The organism is Ensifer sp. PDNC004 (assembly GCF_016919405.1).
GTDB lineage: Bacteria > Pseudomonadota > Alphaproteobacteria > Rhizobiales > Rhizobiaceae > Ensifer.
In genome coordinates this window covers 656301-679004 of the sequence record NZ_CP070354.1, presented here as the reverse complement: position 1 = coordinate 679004, position 22704 = coordinate 656301, and the positions used below count along the sequence as shown (strand labels likewise).

Here is a 22704-nt window from a genome sequence, read left to right as displayed (position 1 = left end):
TACCGATGACCGAAACCAACGAATTGCCGCTCTCTGGCCTTGTCGTCGTCGACATGAGCCAGTTTCTCTCAGGTCCCTACTGCTCCTTGCGCCTCATGGATCTCGGCGCGCGCGTCATCAAGATCGAGCGCCCCGACGGTGGCGACCTGTCGCGCCGGCTTTATCTGAGCGACACCGAGATCGGCGGCGATTCCACCATCTTCCATGCGATCAACCGCGCCAAGGAAAGCCTCGCGATCGACCTCAAGAACGAGGACGACCTCGCGGCCCTGAAGACGCTGCTCGCCAAGGCGGACGTGCTGATCCAGAACTTCCGCCCCGGCGTCATCCAGCGCCTCGGCCTCGACTACGAAGCGGTCAAGGCGATCAATCCGAAGATCGTTTATGCCTCGATCAGCGGCTATGGGGAGGAGGGACCCTGGGTGAAACGGCCGGGGCAGGATCTGCTCGCGCAATCGCGCTCTGGCGTCATGTGGCTGAACGGTGATGAGGGCCAGGGGCCGGTGCCCTTTGGCCTTGCGATCGGCGACATGCTTGCGGGTGCAGCGGCAGCGCAAGGCATTCTCGCAGCGCTCGTCCGCCGCGGCATTTCCGGCAAAGGCAGCCTGATCGAAACGAGCCTGCTGGAAGCACTCGTCGACTTCCAGTTCGAAGTGCTGACCACGCACTTGAATGACGGTCGCCGGCTGCCGGCCCGGTCCGGCTTCCGCAGTGCCCATGCCTATCTGTCGGCGCCTTACGGGGTCTACCCGGCCAGGGATGGCTATCTCGCCATCGCCATGACGCCGATCCCGAAGCTTGCCGATCTCCTGAAGATGCCCGAGCTCGACGCCTATCGCGACGATCCGGCCACCTGGTTCTCCGAACGGGACAAGATCAAGGCGCTGATCGCCAAGCGGATCGCCGAAAACACCATCGACCATTGGCTTGGCGTGCTTGAGCCAGCGGATATCTGGTGCGCCCGGGTCCTCAACTGGAACGAGCTGCTCGAAAGCGAAGGTTTCCAGGTGCTCGACATGTTGCAGACCGTGGTGCGCGAGGATGACGTTTCGATCCTGACGACACGGTCACCGCTCAGGGTCAACGGCAAGCGCGCCCAGGTGGACCGCGCAGCACCACGCATCGGCGAACACAGCACCTCGATCCGCAAGGAGTTCGGCCTGTGAGCACCAAATTGAAGGGCATGACCTGGAGCCACCCGCGCGGCCACGACCCCATGATCGCCTGTTCCCGGCTCTGGCAGGAACGCACCGGCATAACGGTGGACTGGGACAAGCGCTCGCTGCAGGATTTCGAGACCTACCCGGTCGAAGAGCTTGCGCGGGCCTATGATCTGATCGTCATCGATCATCCGCATGTCGGCCAGATTACCAAGGAAAGGTGCCTGGCGCCGCTTGATGTGGAAGGCCATCAAGAGGAGAGGGCAGCGCTTGAGGATGCGAGCGTTGGGCGCTCCTATCCGAGCTATACCTGGCAGGGCCGGCAATGGGCCTTCCCGATCGATGCGGCAACGCAAGTCCAGGCCTGGCGCCCGGACCTGACGGAACGCATGGAAAGCTGGAGCACCATGCTGGCGCTCGCGCGAAAGGGGAAGGTGGCGCTGCCGATGCGTGCACCGCATTCCCTGATGAGCTTCTACACGCTTGCCGGCAATCTCGGCTCTCCCTGCCGAAGTGACGGTACCGGGCCGCTGATCGAAACCGATGCCGGCCTCGATGCCTTCGAGCGCTTGCGCGAGCTCACGGATCTGATCGATCCCGGCTGTTTCTCGATGGACCCGATCGGCGTGCTGGAGGCCATGAGCGATCCAGCGTCGAAAACTGTCTGTGCGCCGCTGATTTACGGCTATGTCAGCTACGCGATTGCGGGCTTCCGGCCGTCGCTCGTGACGTTCGGCGATATTCCGGCTGCCGGAACCAATGGCCCTGTCGGCTCGGCGCTCGGCGGGACCGGCATCGCGGTTTCGGCTTTTTCGCAAGCGCGCGAAGCAGCGATCGATTTCGCCTACTTCGTTGCGAGCGGCGATGTCCAGCGCGGCCCCTATGCCTCAGGCGGGGGGCAGCCAGGCCACGCGGCCGCCTGGGATGACGACGCCGTCAATGCGGCGACCTCCGATTTCTATCGTGCGACGCGCAAGACACTGGAGAGCGCCTGGGTTCGTCCGAGGCACGATGGCTACATGGCCTTCCAGCAGGCGGCATCCGATCGCATCAATGACGGCCTCCTGCGCAAGGAGGCAGCGCGAAAGGTCGTCGACGACCTCAATCGACTGTTTGCGGCGAGTTTTGTTGCAGCCTGACTTCTGAGTTCCGGGACGCCCAGGCGTCCCGGACCAGATTATAGAAAGGTCTGTTCAAGCGAGCTTCCAGATCCGGCGCGCGTTGTCGGAAAGCAGCTTGCGCTTTTCCTCTGCGCTGCAGCCTTCCAGAAGCGCGTGGGTGGCGCCGACCCAGGTCGAAAGGTTGCCGGCGAGCGTGCAGACCGGCCAGTCGCTTCCCCAGACCACCCGGTCCCAGCCGAAAACACCAATCGTGTGCACAACATAGGGGCGTAGTGTCTCGACCTGCCAGGCTTCATCCGCATAGGCGACGACACCGGAGATTTTTGCCGTGACATTTGGCCGGCGGGCTATCTCGCTCATGTGCTCGCGCCAGGGGTGCTCGGCGCCGGCGCGAATGTCGGGCACGCCGCAATGGTCGAGAATGAACTGGACGTCGGGCGCAAGATCGGCAAGCGCAATCGCCTTTTCGATCTGGTGCGGCAGGACGCAGAGGTCGAAGGTGAAGCGACGGCCGCCGAGCCGGCGGATGTTGTCGCGGAACGTCGCCCCTTCGGAAAGATCATCCGGCATCACATGCAGCACGCGGCGGAAGCCCTTGACCAGGCCGTTTGCTTCCTGGCGTTCCAGATAGGCCGCAAAGCCATCCTCTTCGGGCCGGCAGGCGGCAATCGCGCCCTTCAGCAGACTATCCGCCTGGCCTGCGAGCCGCGCGACCTCGGATGTCTCCTTCTCCATTTCCGAAGGATCGACATCGACCTCCATGTGCAGGCTGGCGGTAATGCCGAGCCGGCGCGCTTCGCGCTCGTAGGTGGCGTAGAGAAAGTCCTGGTCGAGGGCAGGCACGCCGGCGAGCCAGGGATAGGCAAGCCTCGACCTGTCGATGAGGTGAAGATGGGTGTCGATAATCAAGGCGCGCCTCCTCCGAACGGCTTCTCACATAAGAATGATCTATTCAAATAAGAAGTATGATCGTTCTCAAGCGCCGTCAATCTGTTGTCGAGGCCACGTCCGAACCGGCCAATGTCGACAGTTGCTCGGCGGTTTTCAGCAATAGGGCGATGCTTTCGGTGATATCAGGCGCCGAGGGCGCGTTGACGAGCGCGATATAGGGCACGGTCAGCGCCGCGATGCCGCGACCATCAGGCCCCAGGATCGGCGCCGAGAGGTTATAGACGCCGGCTGTCTGCGCGCTTGCCATCATTTCATAGCCGCGCTCGCGGATCTGATCGAGGCGCGCGTAGAACTCCGGCCCGCGCGGGACCTCGTCTTTGCTCCTGCCATGTTCCGCGATCATCATCTCGCGCTCTTCGGCCGAGCGGAAGGCAAGCAGGATATGGCCGGATCCCGTATCGAAGAGGCTGATATGCGATCCGACCCGGATCGAAATGCCCCAATAATCAGGCGCTTCCTGCTGGGCGATGACGACGGCGGAGCCACGATCGAAGACGGCGAGATGGTTGGCCTGCTTCGAGCGCTGGGCCAGATCGCGCATCAACGGCGTGGCGTAGGAGGCAAGCCTGCGGACCGGCGCATGCAGCTGCGACAACCCGAACAGCTTCAATGTCAGCGAATAGCGATCTCCGTCGATGCGCGTGACATAGCCGCGCCGCACCAGCCGATCGAGCATGCGGTAGAACTCGTTCGGGCTGCGGTTCAGGCGCTTGGAAATCTCCGCCTGCGTCAGTCCGCCGTCGACGCTGGCGAGCAGCTCGAGAATGTCGAGCCCCTTATCAAGGGCCGGTGCGCGGTAGCGGTCTGACTCTTCGGTGTCCATGAAGCCTCCTCGGTGAATACTCATATCCATATACGCAGACGAAGGCGCCCACAAAGGAAAGTTCTCCCTTGACGCCTCATAAAAATGTTGTTTGTATATGAATTAGTTTCTCACAAATGAGAACATCACGTCAGGAAGAGGGCGTGAACACGGGAGGAGTAGACATGAAAAGGCTGCTTGCCGGCGTCTCCGCCGGCGTCGTTATGCTTGCCTGTGCAGGAGGAGCGGCGAATGCCGCAGAACTGCCCGGCAAGTTCGAAGGCGTCACGATCGACGCCAAGCTGATCGGCGGACAGCAATACGAAAAGCTCTATGAGCGGATCGGCGAATGGGAGAAGGCGACCGGCGCCAAGGTCAACATCCTGTCGAAGAAGAACCACTTCGAACTCGACAAGGAGATCAAGTCGGATATCGCGACCGGCGGCGTCAGCTGGTGCGTCGGCTCCAACCATTCCTCCTTCGCGCCGCAATACCCCGACATCTACACCGACTTGCTGCAGCTTTTGCCGCCGGAGGAGATCGCCAAGTTCGTGCCGGCGCTGATCGACGCTTCGACGCTCGACGGCAAGCTGGTGATGCTGCCGCGCGCCCAGTTCGACGTCTCGGCTCTCTACTACCAGAAGAGCCTCTACCAGGACGAAGCCAAGAAGGCCTCCTTCAAGGCGAAATATGGGTATGATCTCGCGCCGCCGGACACCTGGGCCCAGGTCAGCGACCAGGCCGAGTTCTTCGCCGCCCCGCCAAATTTCTACGGTACGCAGTTTGCCGGCAAGGAAGAGGCCATCAACGGTCGCTTCTATGAAATGCTCGTCGCCGAAGGTGGCGAATATCTCGACAAGGACGGCCGCCCGGCTTTCAACTCCGAAGCCGGTGTCCGTGCGCTCGACTGGTTCGTCAAGCTCTACAAGGACAAGGCCGTACCGCCGGGAACGACCAACTATCTCTGGGACGACCTCGGCCAGGGCTTTGCCTCGGGCTCGATCGCTCTCAATCTCGACTGGCCTGGCTGGGCGAGCTTCTTCAACGACCCGAAGTCCTCCAAGGTTGCCGGCAATGTCGGCGTGAAGGTCCAGCCGGCCGGCTCTTCCGGCAAGCGCACCGGCTGGTCGGGCCATCATGGCTTCTCGGTCACCGAGGATTGCGCCAACAAGGAAGCGGCTGCTTCGCTCGTCTGGTGGCTGACCAACGAGGATAGCCAGAAGCTGGAATCGGCTGCCGGCCCGTTGCCGACCCGGACTGCCGTCTGGGAATACAACATCAAGCAAGCTGAGGGCGACGCCTACAAGACCGAAGTTCTTCAGGCTTTCCAGGAAGCAGCAAAGCATGCCTTCCCGGTTCCGAAGACGGCCGAATGGATCGAAATCTCCAACGCCGTCTATCCCGAGCTACAGGCCGCCATCCTCGGCGACAAGACGTCGAAGGAAGCGCTTGATGCCGCCGCCCAGAAGGCGACCGGCATTCTCGAAGACGCGGGCAAGCTCTGATCGATAACAACGAGGCGGCGCCGATGCCTTGAAGGCGCCGGCGCCGCCTCAGCCATTTCATGCAATCCTCAGGACTGCCCGATGAAGCTCAAGAAATTGTCAGCACCGGCCCTGCTTCTGCTTCCGGCCTTTGTCGTGCTCGCGGCGGTGATCGTGTTGCCGCTCCTCTTTTCCTTCTATTCGAGCTTCACGCCGTTCCGCTTGACCAAACCGGAGACGCTGTGGGTCTTCGTCGGCCTGCGCAATTACGCAACCGTGCTCGGCAACGCCGAATTCTGGGTCGCGTTTGGCCGCACCGTGCTGCTGCTGACGGTGGCGCTCAACGCCGAAATGCTGCTCGGTCTCGGGCTGGCGCTGCTCGTCAACAAGGCCACCCATGGTCAGCGCCTGCTGCGCACCATGATGATGTTTCCGATGATGTTTTCGCCCGTGCTCGTCGGCTTCCAGTTCAAGTTCCTGTTCAACGACAATATCGGCTTCGTCAACAATGCGCTGCAGTCGCTGGGACTGACGGATCAGGCGATCCCCTGGCTAATCGACGGCAATCTCGCACTGCTTTCGATCATCATCGCCGAAGTCTGGTCCTCGACCGCGGTCTTTGCGATCCTGATCCTGGCCGGCCTGCTTGCCATGCCGAAGGATCCGGTGGAGGCGGCCCATGTCGACGGCTGTACGCCGTGGCAGACCTTCCGCTATGTCACCTGGCCCTACCTCATGCCGTTTGCCTTCATCGCCATGACGATCCGGTCGCTCGACGTCGCCCGCGCCTATGACATCGTCAAGATCATGACCGATGGCGGCCCAGCCAAGCGCACGGAGCTGCTGTGGACGCTCGTCGGCCGCACGGCCTACGCCGATGCTCGCATGGGGCTCGCCAACGCCATGGCCTATGTCGCGATCCTCCTGTCGATCGTCTTCACCGTCTATTTCTTCCGCAAGCTCGCCGCGGCGCGCCAGCAGATCGGAGCCGAGTGGTAATGGATATCAACGCTTCGCACCGCCTGCGCCGCCGCCTGTTGAAGACGGTGCACCTGATCGGCCTGTTCCTCGCAATGGCCGTGATCTGCCTCCCCGGCCTCTGGATCGTGCTGTCGTCGCTGCGCCCGACCGTCGAGATCATGGCGAAACCGCCGGTCTGGATCCCCGAGAGCATTTCGCTCGATGCCTATCGCGCCATGTTTTCGGGCGCAGGCCAGGGCGGCGTTCCCGTCTGGGACTATTTCCGCAACTCGTTGATCATCTCGGTGACCTCGACGGTGATCGCGCTCGCGATCGGCATGGCCGGCGGCTACGCCTTTGCCCGCTATCGCTTCAAGGCGAAGTCGGCGATCTTCCTCGGCTTCATGCTGACGCGCGCGGTGCCCGGTATCGCGCTCTCGCTGCCGCTCTTCATGCTCTACGCCCGCACCGGGATCATCGACACCCACTTCTCGCTGATCCTGACCTACGTGGCGCTCAACGTGCCCTTCACCATCTGGCTGATCGACGGCTTCTTCCGCCAGGTGCCGAAGGATCTCGCCGAGGCCGCCCAGATCGACGGCTGCACGCCCTGGCAGGCCTTCTGGCAGGTGGAGTTTCCGCTTGCCGGTCCCGGCATCGCATCTGCCGGCATCTTCGCATTCCTGACCTCCTGGAACGAATATGCGCTTGCCTCGCAGATCACCCGCTCGGTCAATTCCAAGACCCTCCCGGTCGGGCTTCTCGACTATACCGCCGAATTCACCATCGACTGGCGCGGCATGTGTGCGCTCGCCGTCGTGATGATCATCCCGGCGCTGACCCTTACCTTCATCATTCAGAAGCACCTCGTTTCGGGCCTCACCTTCGGCGCGGTGAAAGGATAATCGTTCATGGCTCCTGTCACACTCAGGAAACTGGTCAAGCGCTACGGCGCGCTCGAGGTCGTCCACGGCATCGACCTCGAAGTGAAGGACCGCGAGTTCATCGCGCTCGTCGGCCCGTCCGGCTGCGGCAAGTCGACGACGCTGCGCATGATCGCCGGCCTCGAAGACGTCAGCGACGGCGCGATCGAAATCGGCGGAAAGAAGGTCAACGACCTGCCGCCGCGGGCGCGCAATATCTCCATGGTCTTCCAGTCCTATGCGCTCTATCCGCATATGACGGTCGCCGAAAACATGGGCTTTTCCCTGAAGATCGCCGGGCGCTCGGCCGATGAGATCAAGACGCGGGTCGATGAAGCCGCTACCATCCTCGATCTTAGTCACCTGTTGGAACGTCGCCCGTCGCAGCTTTCCGGTGGCCAGCGCCAGCGTGTTGCCATGGGCCGCGCCATCGTGCGCCAGCCAGATGTCTTCCTGTTCGATGAGCCGCTGTCGAACCTCGACGCCAAGCTCAGGACGCAAGTCCGCACCGAGATCAAGAAGCTGCATGCCCGCATGCAGGCAACGATGATCTACGTCACCCACGACCAGGTCGAGGCGATGACGCTTTCTGATCGCATTGTCATCATGCGCGACGGCTATATCGAACAGGTGGGAACGCCCGAAGAGGTGTTCCAGCGTCCTGCCACCAGGTTCGTCGCCGGCTTCATCGGCTCGCCGCCGATGAACATGGACGAGGCGATCGTCGACGACGGTACGCTGGTGTTTGCAAGCGGCGCGCGGCTGCCGATCCCGCCGCGCTTTGTGAGCGCGCTGCGTCCGGGCCAAAAAGTCACCTTCGGCCTCCGGCCCGACGATATCTATCCGAGTGGTCACGGCCTGCATGCCGGCGATGCGTCAGCCGTGCACGAGGTGGAGCTGCCGGTGTCGATCACCGAACCGCTCGGCAACGAGACGCTCGTCTTCATTCAATTCAACGGCCGCGATTGGGTCTCGCGCATGCTCAATCCGCGCCCGCTTGGCCCGAGCGAGAAAGTGCGCATGAGCTTCGACCTGTCGCGCGCCCATCTCTTCGACATCGATACCGGCAAGGCTCTGGAAGGCTGACATGGCAAGAATCGAGAAAATTGAACTGCGCATGGTCGATCTGCCGCCGAAGGTGAAGCGGACCGATGCGATCCAGACCTTCGTCAGCCAGGAAACCCCGATCGTCACGATCACCGACAGCGATGGCGCGACAGGCACCGGTTACAGCTACACGATCGGCACCGGCGGCTCCTCGGTGATGCGGCTGCTCTCCGATCACCTCGTTCCGATCCTGATCGGCGAGGATGCCGATTGCATCGAGGCGATCTGGCACAAGATGGAGTTTGCCACGCACGCAACGACCATCGGTGCGATTACGGCGCTGGCGCTTGCCGCCGTCGATACGGCGCTCTGGGACCTGCGGGCCAAAAAGCAGAAGCTGCCGCTCTGGAAGCTCGCCGGCGGCGCAAAGGAAAGCTGCCCCCTCTACACCACCGAGGGCGGCTGGCTGCACATCGAAAAGGAAGCGCTGGTCGAAGACGCGCTTGCCGCCAAGGCCAAGGGTTTTTCCGGTTCGAAGGTGAAGATCGGCAAGCCGCACGGTTCGCAGGACTACGATCGTCTGTCGGCGATGCGCAAGGCGCTCGGCGACGGCTTCGAAATCATGACCGACTGCAATCAGGGTTTCACCGTCGACGAGGCGATCCGCCGCGCGTCGCGGCTGAAGGAACTCGACCTTGCCTGGATCGAGGAGCCGCTGCCGGCCGACGATCTCGACGGCCACATAAGGCTGACGCGCTCGACGCCGACGCCGATTGCAGTTGGCGAATCCATGTATTCGATCCGCCACTTCCGCGAATACATGCAGAAGGGCGCCTGCTCGATCGTCCAGGTGGACGTTGCCCGCATCGGCGGCATCACGCCCTGGCTGAAGGTCGCGCATGCGGCAGAAGCCTTCGACATCCCGGTCTGCCCGCACTTCCTGATGGAGCTGCATGTCAGCCTCGTCTGCGCCGTGCCCAACGGCAAATATGTCGAGTACATTCCGCAGCTCGACGACCTGACGACCAAGGGCATGGAGATCCGCGAAGGCCGTGCGCTAGCGCCGTCCGAGCCAGGCGTCGGGATTTCCTGGGACTGGGATGCCGTGCGCGCCCGCTCGATCGACGAGTTTACCCGCGAGTTTCGTGGCTAGGAGGCATTCGAGATGCAACGGATGGGAATGGTGATCGGCCTCGAAGCCGCGAAGGTTGCCGAATACAAGGCCCTGCACGCCGCCGTCTGGCCGGAGATCCTCGCACTAATTTCCGAGTGCAACGTCACCAACTACTCGATCTTCCTCAAGGAGCCGGAAAACCTGCTCTTCGGCTATTGGGAGTATGTCGGCTCGGATTTTAAGGCGGACGTGGCGAAGATGGCGGCGCACCCGAAGAACCAGGAATGGTGGTCGGTCTGCATGCCCTGCCAGAAGCCGCTTGAGACGCGGCAAGAAGGTGAGTGGTGGGCGATGATGGAAGAGGTCTTCCATCACGACGGCAAGGTCAACAGCAATGGCTGACAACTTCGATCCGGCCACGCTCAGGCAGTGGTGGCCGAAACCGGAAAAGCCCCGGCCGATCGTGATCTTCGGTGCCGGCAGCATCGTCGGCGACGCCCATCTGCCGGCCTATCGCCAGGCCGGTTTCCCGGTTGCGGGCCTCTATGACCCCGACCGGGAGAAGGCCGCGAAGCTTGCCGACGCCTGGGGCATTCCCGCCTTCAACCGGGAAGAGGATGCGCTTGCCGTCGCTGATGCGATCTTCGATCTGGCAACCCCGCCGGCGGCCCATGCCAGCATCCTTGCGAAGCTTCCGGTCGGCGCCGCTGCCCTCATCCAGAAGCCGATGGGCTCAAATCTCAAAGCTGCGACTGCCATCCTCGAAATCTGCCGCACGCGCAAGCTCAAGGCTGCCGTCAATTTCCAGCTTCGCTTCGCGCCGATGATGCTGGCGCTGAAGGATGCCATCGCCAAGGGTTACCTCGGCGAGGTCGTCGATTTCGACGCCTGGCTGGCGCTGGCCACACCCTGGGGCCTGTGGCCTTTCCTCAAAGGCCTGCCGCGCATCGAGATCGCCATGCACTCGATCCACTACCTGGATCTCGTGCGCGGCCTGCTCGGCAACCCTCAAGGCGTTCACGCCAAGACGATCGGCCATCCGAACCACGACGTCGCGCAGACGCGGACGGCTGCGATCCTCGACTATGGTGATCGCGTACGCTGCGTGCTCTCGGTCAATCACGACCATGATTTCGGCCGCAAGTTCCAGGCCTGCGAGTTCCGCATCTCGGGCACGTCGGGTGCTGCCTATGTGAAGCTCGGCGTCAATCTCGACTACCCCAAGGGCGAGCCGGACGAGCTTTGGATCCGACCGATCGATGGCAGCGAATGGGCTTCCGTGCCGCTCGAAGGTGCGTGGTTCCCCGACGCCTTCGTCAACCGCATGGCCAACCTGCAGCGCTTTGCGACAGGCGAGGACCAGGAACTGATCGGCTCGGTCGAGGACGCCTGGCAGACGATGGCCCTGGTAGAGGCCGCCTATCAATCGAGTGCCACGCCGGCAACGGCGATCGCACCGCTCCCGGGACGCTGAGATGTCAGAGCAGATCATCCATTTCGAAGACTATGAACTCGGCCATGAGCGGCTAACGACGGGCCGGACGATCACCGAGACCGACTTTGTCGTCCATGCTGGCCATACCGGCGATTTCTTTCCGCACCATATGGACGCGGAGTTCGCCAAGACCCTTCCGGGCGGCCAGCGCATCGCCCACGGTACCATGATCTTTTCAATTGGCGTCGGCCTCACCGCATCGCTGATCAATCCGGTTGCCTTTTCCTACGGCTATGATCGTCTGCGCTTCGTGCGTCCGGTTCATATCGGCGATACGATCCGCACCCGCGTCACGATTTCCGCCAAGGAGGACGATCCGAAGCGGCCGAAGGCGGGGCGCGTCGTGGAACGGTGTGAAGTTATCAACCAGCGTGGCGAGGTCGTTCTCGCCGCCGACCATATCCTGGTCGTCGAACGCAAAGCATGAGGGATCGAGAATGACAGCGGATCTTAAAGGCAAGGTCGTCCTGATTACGGCTGCTGCCCAAGGCATCGGCCGCGCTTCGGCTTTGGCCTTCGCAAAGGCCGGCGCGAAAGTACATGCGACGGATATCAATGCGGATGCGCTTGCCGCGCTCGCCAAGGAAGCCGTTGTCGAAACGCACCAGTTGGACGTTCTGGACACGCAAGCCGTCGAAGCGCTGGTCGCCAAGATCGGCGCCGTCGATGTGCTCTTCAATTGCGCCGGTTTCGTGCATGCCGGCTCGATCCTGGATATGAAGGACTCCGACCTGGATTTCGCCCTCGACCTCAACGTCAAGGCGATGATCCGCACCATCCGCGCCGTGTTGCCGGCGATGCTTCAGCGCAAGGACGGCGCCATCATCAACATGGCTTCGGTCGCTTCCAGCATCAAGGGTGTGCCGAACCGGTTTGCCTATGGCGTCACCAAGGCGGCCGTCATCGGTCTCACCAAGGCCGTTGCCGCCGACTATGTCTCTGAGGGTATTCGCTGCAACGCGATTTGCCCGGGCACTGTCGAAAGCCCGTCGCTGCAGGAGCGCATGCGCGCACAGGGGGACTATGAAACGGCGCGCGCCGCATTTATCGCCCGCCAGCCGATGGGGCGCCTCGGTACGCCGGAAGAGATTGCCGACCTTGCCGTCCATCTCGCGGGCGCCACCTATACGACCGGCCAGGCCTATGCCATCGATGGCGGCTGGACCATCTGACAACACAGGAAGCAGACACATGAAACTTCTTCGTTACGGCCTTCCGGGCCAGGAAAAGCCGGGCATCCTCGATGCGAACGGCACCTTGCGCGATCTCTCGGGCCACGTCGCCGATTTCTCCGGTGCCGCACTCGACCCGGACAAACTCGCCGAACTCAAGGCGCTCGATCTCGCCGGCCTTCCGGCTGTCGACGGCAACCAGCGGCTCGGCCCTTGCGTGGCCGGTACCGGCAAGTTCATCTGCATCGGCCTCAACTATTCCGACCATGCCGCCGAGACAGGCGCCACGGTTCCCTCCGAACCGATCATCTTCATGAAGGCCACCTCGGCGATCGTCGGTCCCAACGACGACCTGATCATCCCGCGCGGCTCGGAAAAGACCGACTGGGAAGTGGAACTCGGCGTCGTCATCGGCCGCAAGGCCAAGTACGTCACCGAAGCCGAAGCCCTCGATTACGTCGCCGGCTATTGCACCGTGCACGACGTCTCCGAACGCGCCTTCCAGATCGAGCGCCAGGGCCAGTGGACCAAGGGCAAGTCCTGCGACACCTTCGGCCCGACGGGCCCGTGGTTGGTGACCAAGGACGAGGTGCCGGATCCGCAGAACCTGCCGATGTGGCTGAAGGTCAACGGCGAGACCATGCAGAACGGCTCGTCGAAGACCATGGTCTATGGCGTTGCCTATCTCGTTTCGTACCTGTCGCAGTTCATGTCGTTGCAGCCGGGCGACATCATCTCGACGGGCACGCCGCCCGGCGTCGGCATGGGCATGAAGCCGCCGCGTTACCTCAAGGCCGGCGACGTCGTCGAACTCGGCATCGAGGGCCTCGGCAGCCAGAAGCAGTCCGTGCGCGCGGACGATTGATCATAAGACTGGAGTGACCATGACCCGCATTACTGATCTGCGCGTCTTCGACCTGCGCTTTCCGACCTCGCAGAGCCTTGACGGTTCCGACGCGATGAACCCGGACCCGGACTATTCCGCGGCCTATGTCATTCTCGACACCGATCGCGAGGGACTTGCGGGCCATGGTCTCACCTTCACCATCGGCCGCGGCAACGACATCTGCTGCATGGCGATCAAGGCCATGCGGCATCTGATCGTCGGCCAGGATACTTCAGACATTCTCGCCCATCCCGGCCGCTTCTGGCGGCACCTGACCAGCGACAGTCAGTTGCGCTGGATCGGCCCGGAAAAGGGTGCGATGCACCTGGCAACCGGCGCCGTCGTCAATGCCGTCTGGGACCTGCTTGCCAAGGAAGCAGGAAAACCCGTGTGGCGGCTTGTCGCCGAGATGTCGCCGGAAGAGATCGCCGACATCGTCGACTACCGCTACATGACGGATGTGCTGACCCGCGACGACGCGGTCGCGATCCTCAGGAAAGCCGAGCCCGGCAAGGCCGCGCGCATCGCGACGCTCGAGCAGGAGGGTTACGCCTGCTACACGACATCGGCCGGCTGGCTCGGTTATGACGACGACAAGCTCCGACGGCTCGCCCAGGAGGCGATCGACGAAGGCTTCAACCATATCAAGATGAAGGTCGGGCGCGATCTTGCCGACGACATCCGGCGACTGACGATCGCGCGCGAGGTGATCGGCCCGGATCGTTATCTGATGATCGACGCCAACCAGGTCTGGGAGGTCGGGGAGGCGATCGACTGGATCAAGCAACTCGCTTTCGCCAAACCCTTCTTCATCGAGGAGCCAACGAGCCCCGACGATGTCGCCGGTCACCGCAAGATCCGCGAAGCGATTGAACCGGTGAAGGTCGCAACGGGCGAGATGTGCCAGAACCGCATCATGTTCAAGCAGTTCATCGCCGAGGGCGCGATCGACATCGTCCAGATCGACTCGTGCCGCATGGGCGGCCTCAACGAGGTTTTGGCGGTGCTGCTTGTTGCGGCGAAATATGAACTGCCGGTCTGGCCGCATGCCGGTGGCGTGGGCTTGTGCGAATATGTCCAGCATCTGTCGATGATCGACTATCTGGCGGTTTCCGGCACGAAGGATGGTCGCGTCATCGAATATGTCGACCATCTGCATGAACACTTCCTCGACCCCTGCGTGATCGAGAATGCCGCCTATATGCCGCCGCAACGGCCGGGTTTCTCGATCGAGATGAAACCGCAGTCGATCGCAGACTACACGTTCGCCGGCTAACAAAGGCTCCGATTTCGAAAGCCGGAACGGTACCTGCCGCTCCGGCTTTTGCTTGTCTGCGAAGAGTTCGGCGGTGCGCCTGTTGGCCCCTTATCCATTTCGGCCAGGGTCGTGACAGATCACCAAAATGAATCGATCACCCGTTATCGATTCAAAACTCTCGTTGGACCTATGCTCGCCGATCGCCGAATCTTCGCGCATGACGATCGTTCAACCGTATCAGATCTATGTCGAGCGAAGGGACGCGGCCAGAAACATGGCGCGCTACTACTCCATGCAGATCTCCATGTCCCTATTGGGCGAGGCCTGCCTGACGCGACGCTGGGGGCGGATCGGAAGTCACGGTCAGATGATGGTGCACCATTTTGCGCAGGAAGAGGACGCGGTCAAACTCTTCCTCGACCTGACCCGCAGCAAGCGGCAACGCGGCTATCGTCCACGCACATGATCCGGGACGGTGCGTGACCTCACCGTGGCTTGAAGTCGACCAGAAGTGATTTAAGTTCGATTTCACGAACGCGGCGCGCCGCTTCATCGGGGCTTACCCAGGCGAGCGAACGCTCGCCTTTCTCCTTGTATTTTTCCGCCAGCTTGGTGACTTCGATCTGGAAGATATCGACCACACAGGGCACCACGTCGCCGTCATCGAGCATCTTTAAGTAGGTATAGCTGCCGACCGGCTTCTTGCGGACTTTTCCGCGCACACCGGCTTCCTGAAGGGCTTCGACCGCCGCGGCCTCGTGCAGTTCCTTCTGCTTCATCGGCCAGCCCTTTGGAATGAGCCAGCGGCCGCTGTCGCGCGACGTCACCAGAAGGATCTCGATCGCCCCGTCAGGCGCGAAGCGATAGCAAAGTGCTGCGCATTGCTGGCGAAACGAACCCGAAAACAGTTTCTCGGGAGAGGCAGCCAGCTTCTGCAACAGTGTCTTCGGTTTTGGTGGTTTCGGCGCCTTTGACTTTTTGATCGCTCTCAAGCTCCTCGATACTTGGCGCCAATTGGCGGACATCTAGGACATCCGCCCGTTAGGTCAAAGGACAAAATGGAAAGAAACGTTCAGGCAAGAGCCTCATGCCTTGGCTGATATTGCGCTCAACTCTTCAAGGTCGAGATCCCGTTCCAGTTCGTGCAGCGTCTCATCGTCGATTTCGCCGGCGCGATGAAGCCGGATGAGTTCGCGCCGCCCGGTCGCGACCGCTTCGAGCACAACATCGAAATGGGCGTGCAGGATCGGCGTGTAATGCTCCGTGCGTGCGGCATAGTCGACGATCGAAACCGCGCGGCGCTGATAGCGGTCGAGTAATTGCGGATGGATGAGATTGCCCGCCGTGTCATAGGCGCGGCTTTGAATCGTGACGAGCTGCGCCTGGGCCATCGCCGCCTCGGCCTGGCTTAAGGTGAGGGGCGCCTTTTCCGACGAAGGCTCGACGAGCTTCGCCCAGGCAATCACCCGCCCGAGCGTCGTTCCCTGGATCAGCACCGTTCCGAGGATCACGGCAAAGGAGGTCACCAGGATGAAGTCCCGGCCGGGGAAGCCCTCGGGCACGCTCAGCGCAAGCGCGAGCGTCACCACGCCGCGGACACCGGTCCAGGAAAGCACGGTCGCACCGCGTGCGCCGACCGGCGTATAACGTTTAAGCCCCAGCCGGTTGCCGAGCCAGATTGCGAAGTCGGACCCGAACACCCAGAGGAAGCGGGCGACGGTGAGCGCGATCAGGACCATGAGGATCGGCCATCCCAGGGTCGCAGCGACGGTCTCGAACCCGCCGCCACGCTCGACCACGCCGCGAAGCGACAGGCCGATCAGGATGAAGACCGCGGCCTCCATCAGGAAGACGATGACGGCCCAGAAGGCGGAGCCGCGCATACGGGTGGCGGCCGAAAGCACGGTATGCTGATGCCAGCTGGCGACGAGGCCGGTGGTGACCGTCGCGATCACGCCGGAAACATTCAGGAACTCACCGAGCAGATAGGACGTCCAGGACAAAAGGGCCGTGGCGGCGATGATCAGGTACTCATCCCCGAGACGGCGGGCAAGCAGGACCCAGGCCGTACCGATGACGACGCCGACGAGGGCGCCGCCGATCGCCAGCAGGAAGAAGTTTCCGACCGCCTCGCTGGCACTGAAAGCGCCTGTGATGCCGGCGGCGATCGCAAAGCGGAACAACACCAGGCCGCTTGCGTCGTTGAGCAGGCTTTCGCCCTCGAGCAGGATCTGCAGCCGTCTCGGCAACTTCACGCGCTGCAGCACGGCCCGTGCCGAGACGGCGTCGGGCGGCGAGACTATTGCCCCGAGTGCGGCGCATGCGGCCCAAGGCAGGGAGGGGAAGATGAGGTGGGTCACGACGGCAACGACGGCCGCGGTAAAAAACACTGCGCCGATCGCTAGCGAGGCGATGCCGATCAGGTGACGGCGCAGACGGCCGAGCGCGATCGTCCAGGCGCCATCGAGGAGCAGCGGCGGCAGGAAGATGACGAGCACCAGTTCCGGATCGACCGCGATGGCCGGCAGCCCCGGCACGAAGGCGAGCATCGCGCCACCGCTAAGAAGCGCTACCGACGGCGGCAGGCCGAGCCGATGCGCGACGTAGTGCAGCGCGATGATCGCGACAAACATGCCGATCACCAGTTCGAACAGATGTGTCGGTTCCACCGGTCCCCCGCCTCCATCGCTCAATGACGCGGCCCATTACAGAACACGTCTTTTCGAAACGCAATTGCGCGTGCAGTAAGAGTGGCGTGGAGCCTTGCCGAAGGTGAAGGGTCGCAGAAAAGAAAAAAGGGCCAGCGGAAGACCGCGGCCCATAAAGGTGTGAAGGTCAAAAACCTCCAGAGGGGAACAGCTGCTGCGGCGGACTGGGAGGAGACCCGCCATGTGCATCAGCTGTGTGCTTTATGCCTGATTTTTGACCAGCTGGAAAACATTTATTGTGCAATGCAGCTATGCATAAACGGAAGACGTGCAGCGCGGTCGTCAGCCTGAACTGCCAAACGGTGCCAAAATGAGCGTTCGGTGGGAGGAGGGGGACGTCGCCAAGGACAGTCGCCCCGGCAGACAATCGGGACCGGCACACGTGCCGGTCCCGATGAGATAGTTGCTACACTAACGGTCGTGAGCTTGACCGCACAGCCATTCTACGACCGCTTTCACGATCGAACAGCGGACGGCAGGACTTCGAGCACTGTCCGCAGCCGGTCCACAGGTTGTTCACAGGCAAGGGAGGGGCTAACGCCTTGAAACGCTGTTCCGTTTTCCGAACTGTGACTAACTGCCCCTGGAAAGAACGCACCGCCTCAGGTCAGCGACACCTCGCGGGTTTCCGCATCGATCAACGCAGCGGCGATCGCCGCCACAAGCAGCAAGCCGGCAAAGGTGCCGATCGCCAGGCCGAAGCCCTTCGCCACCAGCAAGCCGATGAGCGATGGCGCAAGCAGGCCGCCCAGCCGGGCCATGCCGCCGGCCGCCCCCATGCCGGTCGCGCGCGAGGCGGTCGGATAGAGTTCCGGTGTGTAGGCATAGAGTGCACCCCAGGTGCCGAGCAGCGCAAAGCTCATGATCAGCAATGCGGCAGCAACGACCGAGGCCGCGTCCGCGACGACGAACAACAGGCAACTGAGGGCAGACAGCAAGCAAAAGCCGACCAGCGTCGGTCGCCGTCCCCACGTCTCGACGCCGTAGGCGGCAAGCGCATAGCCCGGGATCTGGGCCAGAGCGATGAGAACGAGGAAACCGTAGCCCCGCACGAAGCCGAAGCCTTCGCCGGCTAGCCGCGGCGGCATCCAGGTAAAGACGCCGTAATAGGAGACCGAGACGAGGAACCAGACCGAAAGGATCAGGAGGCTGCGCCGACGCAAGTCCTTCGAAAATATGCCGACAGCGGCGGTCGCCGCGGGCAGGGCGATCGAAACGGTCGGCTCGAGTTGGGGCCGACCGTTGACTGCCAGCATGCGATCGACGATCGCCCTGGCCGCCTCCGCCTTGCCCGTTCGCAACAGGTAAAGCGGCGATTCCGGCACGAGGAAGCGAAGTCCGACGCCAATGACTGCCGGAATGGCCGTGACGGCGAAGATATAGCGCCATCCGTCCGCAAGGCCGGCAAGAGAGATAAGCCATGCCGCCAAAGCGACGATCAGCGTGCCGACAGCCCAGAAGCCTTCGAGCATCACCAGCCATCGCCCGCGGCTGCGCACGGGCAGGAACTCCGACATCATCGCATAATCGACGGGAAGTGTGCCGCCGACAGCAGCGCCAGTGAGGAAGCGCAGGACAAGCAGGACTGCGAAATTCGGCGCAAAGATCGACAGGATGCCAAAGACCGCGTCGCAGGCAACGGTTACGATCAGGACCCGCCGGCGACCGATCCGGTCGGCAAGCCTGCCGAAGCCGACGGCGCCGATCAGCATGCCCAGGAAAAACAGCGTGCCCGTCTGCAGCGCCTGCGGAACCGTCAGCCCGAATGTTGCAGCAATGGAGGCGGCTGTGAACCCGACGGCGAGCACCTGCATGGCATCGGCCGTCCAAACCAGGCCGAATATGCCCATCAGGCGCCGCTGATAGGGGCCCGTGCCCGCCCGGTCGAGCGCTTCCTGTATCGTGATCGTCGTCATTCGACCCTGCCTTGAGATTCGACGCGTGGACACTACGTCGACGGCGCCTGCTTGGATATTGCAGAAATGCCGCAGATGCCCCCCTGAGTGCGGCCGCGACGACCGATCAATCTTCCGGGCGCCTGGCACGAACCGGCAATTTCGACTTGCATGAAATGCACACGCGTGCAAATATGCACGCGTGTGCAATGGAGTTTCGCCGATGAACGATCACAAGCCGCGCTATTCGAACGACCTTTCCGGACGGGCCCTGTTGTGTCGGGATGTCATCCGCTCTGCCGGCGCCCTGGTACTCGACGGTTTCAAGGCAAGCGCCCAGCGCGGTTATTCCTTAAAAGGCCCGCAGGATTTCCTGACGGAAACCGATGCGGCTTCCGAGGCCCATATTCGCGCCGCGATTGCCACCCATTTTCCAGCCGATGCGTTCCTGGGCGAGGAAGGCGGCGGCACCATTGCCGATCGCGTCTGGGTCGTCGATCCCGTCGACGGAACGGCGAATTTTGCGCGCGGGATCCCGCACTTCTGCATTTCCATAACCTATGTCGAGCACGGGCACGCAGAGATCGGCGCAATCTACAATCCGGCCCACGACGAACTTTATTTCTGCCGCCGGGGAGACGGTGCAACGCTGAACGACAAGGCCATCACGGTCTCGTCGACGGCGACCTTCGATGCCGCGTCGGTCGAAATGGGCTGGTCGCGGCGGGTACCGGACGAGACCTATCTGGAGACGATGCGACAGATGCTGGAGAAGGGCGCCAATGTGCGGCGCGGCGCTTCGGGAGCTCTCGCGCTCGCCTATGTCGCCGATGGTCGGTCGGATGCCTATGTCGAACTGCACATGAACTCGTGGGATTGCCTTGCCGGACTGTTGCTCGTTGCCGAGGCGGGCGGCACTGTGTGTCCCTTCATGGAGATCGGCAGCCTGCTCGACGGCGGGCCGGTGCTTGCATCGACACCGGCGATCGCCAGCGGCGTGAGTGTGGCTTCAGGCATCCCGGTGCGGGAAAGCGAACAAGCCGCCGAGCTCCAGCTGGCCTGAAACGGCGATAGCCTGACGACGCCTTCCACCCGTTCGCATAGGAAAGAGGAAATCCAATGGACGCAACGGTCTATACCCGGCCCGCTATCAGCCTGATCGCCAGAGAACTCGGACCGCACAGCGCCGATCTCTATATCGGCGGCAGTGACGGCGCGCGTGACCTCGACCTGCTCAAGCGTCACAGGATCTCCATTGTCGTCAATTGCGCGATCAACCTGGACATCAACCTCGTGCGCGAAGAAGAGGTCAGCATCAATGATGATCTTTGTGCAAGCGGCTATGCGGCCGTCCGCTATTACAAGCTCGGCATGATCGACGGTGATGGCAGCCCCGACACGATGATGCTCGGTGCCTATTACATTCTCGACGGCGCACTGCGCCAGACGATGCCGAAGCGCGCAACCTATCCCTTTGCCGATGGCGGAAACATCCTCGTCAATTGCCGCGGCGGACGCAGCCGCTCCGTATCGCTGGTGGCGCTGTTCCTGCACAAACAGCAGCCGCATCTGTTTCCCACACTCGACGCGGCCATCGCCCATATCCGCGAGCATCGAGAACTGCGGCCGGATGAATGGTTCGAGACGCCGAAGCCGATGCTCTATGAAGCAGCGCGCCGCGCTTCGGCCTGGATCGATCTCGTCGAAGCCTCCCGCCTGGAGGCGAAAGCCGATGTCTGAATTGCCGAAGATCGCCATCATCGCCGACGCGCATTTCCATGATCTTGAAAGCGACTTCGAATTCCCTGGGATAGAGATCGACGGCGATAAACTGGCGGTCAGAAGCTGGACCGACACGCGAGAATCCACCCGCGTCTTCAACGAAAGCGCCAAAGCCCTGGACGAGGCGCTTGGGGAGGTTGCGCGCCGCGGCATCCGCCACGTCGTCCTTTTGGGCGACTACACGGACGACGGGCAAAGACAGACAACGGCGCGCCTGCGCACCATTCTAGATGGGCACGAGAGCACCCATGGCACGCGCTTCTATGCGCTTCCGGGCAACCACGACATCTTCGGGCCCAAGGGGCGGCACCACACCAAGCAATTTCTTGATCGGAACGACGTGAGGGTCCTCGTCACGAGCGACGAAGGAAAGGCAGCCCCCGGCAGCCACGCAACGCCGCGCATGTATTGCGAGGGATATCCGACGGGCCTTGCCCCCGTGGCTACCCATGGGTACTTCCGACGGCCGGACTATCTTCATTGGGAAACCCCGTTCGGGGCGCCTGACCGCGTCGAGGATCGGCTCTACCCGGTCTCGTCTCCGGACGGCCGGAATTGCTACCGGCTGATGGATGCCTCCTATCTGGTCGAGCCCGAGCCGGGTCTCTGGTTGCTGATGATCGACGCCAACGTCTTCGAACCACGCGACGGCCTGTTTGAGGAGGGCGATGAAGCCGCTTTCGTCGACAGCACCGGCGCGGGCTGGAACGCGCTTATCAGGCTGAAACCGTTCATCGTCGACTGGATTGCCGACGTGTCCGCGCGCGCAACGAAGCTCGGAAAAACGCTGCTCGCATTCTCGCATTATCCGGTGCTCGACCCCTTCGATGGCGCAACCGGAGCCGAAAGCGTTCTTTTCGGCGAGACCAACATCGCCCGCCGGACGCCGCAGCAGGCGGTCGCAGATGCACTGATCACCGCCGGCATGACGCTGCATTTTAGCGGGCACCTGCATGTCGAAGGCGTAACGCGCCGCACGCGCGGAGGCCACTCGCTCATCAATGTCGCCGTTCCTTCGCTCGTGGCCTTTCCGCCGGCCTTCAAGATCGTCGAACCGTCTCGATCGACGTCGTCCATTGAGACCGTTGAACTGTCACACATGACCGTCGATCAGCGCGTGCTGCGCGCCTATCGTCGCGAGGTGGCGCGCGCCGGCGATGACGCGGATCCAGCCTTTGCCGCAGCGGACTATGGCTCCTTCCTGAAGGCACACAAGCGCACCCTGGTCCAGCATCGCTATTTTCCGAAGGAATGGCCCGGGGATGTCGTCCACGAGATATCCGGGCTGTCGGTCGCTACCGTCTGCCAGCGGCTGATTGACGCCGGTGAAATGACGTGCGCTTCCGGGCAGGTATCGATCGCTATCCCTGAGGACGCCGCCAGCCTCGACATGATCGAGGTGATCGCCGATTGGTACTGCCTGCGCCAAGCCGGTGTGCTGGCGCTCGACAAGATCGCTCAGCCGCGCCGCGCGCTTTATCGCCTGCTCGCCAAGCACTTTGGCCGTGAGCCCGCGACCGGATGGGACGGATCGACATCAGGCTTTCTCGCCATCTTCTTCGGGGCCTTCGACGCCTTCCTCGATCGTGCCGAAGCGGGAAGCCGGCGCATCCGCATCGAAAGCAATTCCGACACCGAAGAGGCTGCCTGACATGGACCAGTCGCTCTCCACGGCCACTTCCTCCGCGCCGCCGGCGACCTTCATCGAGTTGCGGGAATCTTGCCGTCTGGGCCGGCGCCACCTGAAGGGTGGGCGCCTGGAAGTGGCCAAGTTCGTGCTTGCCCATCCGTACGACGTCGCCTTTGCTAGCGCACGGGAAGTCGCCGTGCGCAGTGGCGTCTCGACGACGACGGTCATGCGGCTCGTCAGCGACCTCGGCTTTGACACCTATGCTTCCTTTCAGCAGCTCTTTCGAGCGGAGTTGCTGCGCGGCCGGCAGTAAGCA

23 protein-coding genes are annotated in these 22704 nt (G+C 62.5%); 18 read left to right on the top strand and 5 right to left on the bottom strand.

The features are described 5' to 3' along the window. Window positions 1-5: 5 nt before the first annotated feature. Complete coding sequence (locus JVX98_RS31495; RefSeq protein ID WP_205239719.1) at window positions 6-1166, top strand: CaiB/BaiF CoA-transferase family protein; 1161 nt, start codon at window positions 6-8, stop codon at window positions 1164-1166. Further along, window positions 1163-2299 (top strand): ABC transporter substrate-binding protein, encoded by a 1137-nt coding sequence (locus tag JVX98_RS31490; RefSeq protein WP_205239718.1) that lies wholly within the window; start codon window positions 1163-1165, stop codon window positions 2297-2299. The genes JVX98_RS31495 and JVX98_RS31490 overlap by 4 nt, the downstream gene beginning before the upstream one ends. A gap of 54 nt (window positions 2300-2353) precedes the next feature. On the opposite strand, the gene JVX98_RS31485 is transcribed toward JVX98_RS31490, so the two are convergent. After that, window positions 2354-3190, bottom strand: a complete 837-nt coding sequence (locus JVX98_RS31485) for an amidohydrolase (protein WP_205239717.1) — start codon at window positions 3188-3190, stop codon at window positions 2354-2356. A 76-nt stretch (window positions 3191-3266) separates the two neighbouring features. Continuing rightward, entirely contained in the window at window positions 3267-4055 is a 789-nt protein-coding gene (locus JVX98_RS31480; RefSeq protein WP_192448581.1) for an IclR family transcriptional regulator, read from the bottom strand. 164 nt (window positions 4056-4219) lie between these two features. On the opposite strand from JVX98_RS31480, the gene JVX98_RS31475 reads away from it, so the two are divergent. The 12 genes from JVX98_RS31475 to JVX98_RS31420 all read left to right on the top strand — a co-directional run bounded on the left by JVX98_RS31475 (window position 4220) and on the right by JVX98_RS31420 (window position 14839). Continuing rightward, complete coding sequence (locus JVX98_RS31475) at window positions 4220-5539, top strand: sugar ABC transporter substrate-binding protein (RefSeq protein ID WP_205239716.1); 1320 nt, start codon at window positions 4220-4222, stop codon at window positions 5537-5539. Window positions 5540-5620: 81 nt separating this feature from the next. Further along, window positions 5621-6517 carry a carbohydrate ABC transporter permease gene (locus JVX98_RS31470; protein ID WP_034796432.1) on the top strand — a complete coding sequence of 299 codons (897 nt, stop codon included), beginning with the start codon at window positions 5621-5623 and terminating at the stop codon, window positions 6515-6517. Then, window positions 6517-7383, top strand: a complete 867-nt coding sequence (locus JVX98_RS31465) for a carbohydrate ABC transporter permease (protein WP_043619379.1) — start codon at window positions 6517-6519, stop codon at window positions 7381-7383. The genes JVX98_RS31470 and JVX98_RS31465 overlap by 1 nt, the downstream gene beginning before the upstream one ends. A 6-nt stretch (window positions 7384-7389) precedes the next feature. Then, a complete protein-coding gene (locus JVX98_RS31460; RefSeq protein WP_205239715.1) occupies window positions 7390-8487 on the top strand; it encodes an ABC transporter ATP-binding protein in 1098 nt (365 codons plus the stop codon). Window position 8488: 1 nt separating this feature from the next. After that, the gene (locus tag JVX98_RS31455; RefSeq protein WP_205239714.1) at window positions 8489-9601 is read left to right on the top strand and encodes a mandelate racemase/muconate lactonizing enzyme family protein; all 1113 of its coding nucleotides are present in this window, start codon (window positions 8489-8491) and stop codon (window positions 9599-9601) included. Between the two features lie 12 nt (window positions 9602-9613). Beyond that, window positions 9614-9964 carry an L-rhamnose mutarotase gene (locus JVX98_RS31450; protein WP_205239713.1) on the top strand — a complete coding sequence of 117 codons (351 nt, stop codon included), beginning with the start codon at window positions 9614-9616 and terminating at the stop codon, window positions 9962-9964. Then, window positions 9957-11036 carry a Gfo/Idh/MocA family protein gene (locus JVX98_RS31445; protein ID WP_205239712.1) on the top strand — a complete coding sequence of 360 codons (1080 nt, stop codon included), beginning with the start codon at window positions 9957-9959 and terminating at the stop codon, window positions 11034-11036. Before JVX98_RS31450 ends, JVX98_RS31445 begins: the two co-directional genes overlap by 8 nt. Window position 11037: 1 nt before the next feature. Then, window positions 11038-11484, top strand: coding sequence for a MaoC/PaaZ C-terminal domain-containing protein (locus tag JVX98_RS31440; RefSeq protein WP_043619367.1), 447 nt, complete (start codon window positions 11038-11040; stop codon window positions 11482-11484). A 10-nt stretch (window positions 11485-11494) separates the two neighbouring features. After that, window positions 11495-12229 (top strand): SDR family oxidoreductase, encoded by a 735-nt coding sequence (locus JVX98_RS31435; RefSeq protein WP_205239711.1) that lies wholly within the window; start codon window positions 11495-11497, stop codon window positions 12227-12229. A gap of 19 nt (window positions 12230-12248) precedes the next feature. Continuing rightward, on the top strand, window positions 12249-13094 hold the full coding sequence (locus tag JVX98_RS31430) for a fumarylacetoacetate hydrolase family protein (RefSeq protein ID WP_192448574.1): 846 nt from the start codon (window positions 12249-12251) through the stop codon (window positions 13092-13094). 19 nt (window positions 13095-13113) lie between these two features. Continuing rightward, complete coding sequence (locus JVX98_RS31425; RefSeq protein WP_205239710.1) at window positions 13114-14391, top strand: L-fuconate dehydratase; 1278 nt, start codon at window positions 13114-13116, stop codon at window positions 14389-14391. A gap of 199 nt (window positions 14392-14590) precedes the next feature. Further along, window positions 14591-14839 carry a WGR domain-containing protein gene (locus tag JVX98_RS31420; protein WP_371826589.1) on the top strand — a complete coding sequence of 83 codons (249 nt, stop codon included), beginning with the start codon at window positions 14591-14593 and terminating at the stop codon, window positions 14837-14839. 19 nt (window positions 14840-14858) lie between these two features. Here JVX98_RS31420 and JVX98_RS31415 read toward each other — a convergent pair whose 3' ends face one another. The 3 genes from JVX98_RS31415 to JVX98_RS31405 form a co-directional block, all read right to left on the bottom strand. Beyond that, entirely contained in the window at window positions 14859-15365 is a 507-nt protein-coding gene (locus tag JVX98_RS31415; protein ID WP_192448571.1) for an NUDIX hydrolase, read from the bottom strand. 93 nt (window positions 15366-15458) lie between these two features. After that, a complete protein-coding gene (locus JVX98_RS31410) occupies window positions 15459-17042 on the bottom strand; it encodes a Na+/H+ antiporter (protein WP_205239708.1) in 1584 nt (527 codons plus the stop codon). Between the two features lie 641 nt (window positions 17043-17683). Next, complete coding sequence (locus tag JVX98_RS31405; protein WP_205239707.1) at window positions 17684-18997, bottom strand: MFS transporter; 1314 nt, start codon at window positions 18995-18997, stop codon at window positions 17684-17686. A gap of 202 nt (window positions 18998-19199) precedes the next feature. Between JVX98_RS31405 and JVX98_RS31400 the strand changes: the two genes are divergently transcribed. The 4 genes from JVX98_RS31400 to JVX98_RS31385 are packed head-to-tail and all read left to right on the top strand — an operon-like array spanning window position 19200 to window position 22701. Further along, a complete protein-coding gene (locus JVX98_RS31400; protein ID WP_205239706.1) occupies window positions 19200-20039 on the top strand; it encodes an inositol monophosphatase in 840 nt (279 codons plus the stop codon). A gap of 56 nt (window positions 20040-20095) precedes the next feature. Continuing rightward, window positions 20096-20716: a dual specificity protein phosphatase gene (locus JVX98_RS31395; protein WP_205239705.1), complete on the top strand. Its 621-nt coding sequence runs from the start codon at window positions 20096-20098 to the stop codon at window positions 20714-20716. Beyond that, the gene (locus JVX98_RS31390) at window positions 20709-22409 is read left to right on the top strand and encodes a metallophosphoesterase (RefSeq protein WP_205239704.1); all 1701 of its coding nucleotides are present in this window, start codon (window positions 20709-20711) and stop codon (window positions 22407-22409) included. The genes JVX98_RS31395 and JVX98_RS31390 overlap by 8 nt, the downstream gene beginning before the upstream one ends. A 1-nt stretch (window position 22410) precedes the next feature. Continuing rightward, entirely contained in the window at window positions 22411-22701 is a 291-nt protein-coding gene (locus JVX98_RS31385) for a MurR/RpiR family transcriptional regulator (protein WP_205239703.1), read from the top strand. Window positions 22702-22704 lie beyond the last annotated feature (3 nt).

Coding starts and splice junctions, on each gene's coding strand:
- JVX98_RS31430 (WP_192448574.1), top strand. CDS start 12,249: ATGAAACTTCTTCGTTACGGCCTTCCGGGCCAGGAAAAGCCGGGCATC.
- JVX98_RS31475 (WP_205239716.1), top strand. CDS start 4,220: ATGAAAAGGCTGCTTGCCGGCGTCTCCGCCGGCGTCGTTATGCTTGCC.
- JVX98_RS31405 (WP_205239707.1), bottom strand. CDS start 18,997: ATGACGACGATCACGATACAGGAAGCGCTCGACCGGGCGGGCACGGGC.
- JVX98_RS31460 (WP_205239715.1), top strand. CDS start 7,390: ATGGCTCCTGTCACACTCAGGAAACTGGTCAAGCGCTACGGCGCGCTC.
- JVX98_RS31455 (WP_205239714.1), top strand. CDS start 8,489: ATGGCAAGAATCGAGAAAATTGAACTGCGCATGGTCGATCTGCCGCCG.
- JVX98_RS31420 (WP_371826589.1), top strand. CDS start 14,591: ATGACGATCGTTCAACCGTATCAGATCTATGTCGAGCGAAGGGACGCG.
- JVX98_RS31480 (WP_192448581.1), bottom strand. CDS start 4,055: ATGGACACCGAAGAGTCAGACCGCTACCGCGCACCGGCCCTTGATAAG.
- JVX98_RS31495 (WP_205239719.1), top strand. CDS start 6: ATGACCGAAACCAACGAATTGCCGCTCTCTGGCCTTGTCGTCGTCGAC.
- JVX98_RS31425 (WP_205239710.1), top strand. CDS start 13,114: ATGACCCGCATTACTGATCTGCGCGTCTTCGACCTGCGCTTTCCGACC.
- JVX98_RS31395 (WP_205239705.1), top strand. CDS start 20,096: ATGGACGCAACGGTCTATACCCGGCCCGCTATCAGCCTGATCGCCAGA.
- JVX98_RS31445 (WP_205239712.1), top strand. CDS start 9,957: ATGGCTGACAACTTCGATCCGGCCACGCTCAGGCAGTGGTGGCCGAAA.
- JVX98_RS31450 (WP_205239713.1), top strand. CDS start 9,614: ATGCAACGGATGGGAATGGTGATCGGCCTCGAAGCCGCGAAGGTTGCC.
- JVX98_RS31440 (WP_043619367.1), top strand. CDS start 11,038: ATGTCAGAGCAGATCATCCATTTCGAAGACTATGAACTCGGCCATGAG.
- JVX98_RS31385 (WP_205239703.1), top strand. CDS start 22,411: ATGGACCAGTCGCTCTCCACGGCCACTTCCTCCGCGCCGCCGGCGACC.
- JVX98_RS31400 (WP_205239706.1), top strand. CDS start 19,200: ATGAACGATCACAAGCCGCGCTATTCGAACGACCTTTCCGGACGGGCC.
- JVX98_RS31390 (WP_205239704.1), top strand. CDS start 20,709: ATGTCTGAATTGCCGAAGATCGCCATCATCGCCGACGCGCATTTCCAT.
- JVX98_RS31435 (WP_205239711.1), top strand. CDS start 11,495: ATGACAGCGGATCTTAAAGGCAAGGTCGTCCTGATTACGGCTGCTGCC.
- JVX98_RS31465 (WP_043619379.1), top strand. CDS start 6,517: ATGGATATCAACGCTTCGCACCGCCTGCGCCGCCGCCTGTTGAAGACG.
- JVX98_RS31470 (WP_034796432.1), top strand. CDS start 5,621: ATGAAGCTCAAGAAATTGTCAGCACCGGCCCTGCTTCTGCTTCCGGCC.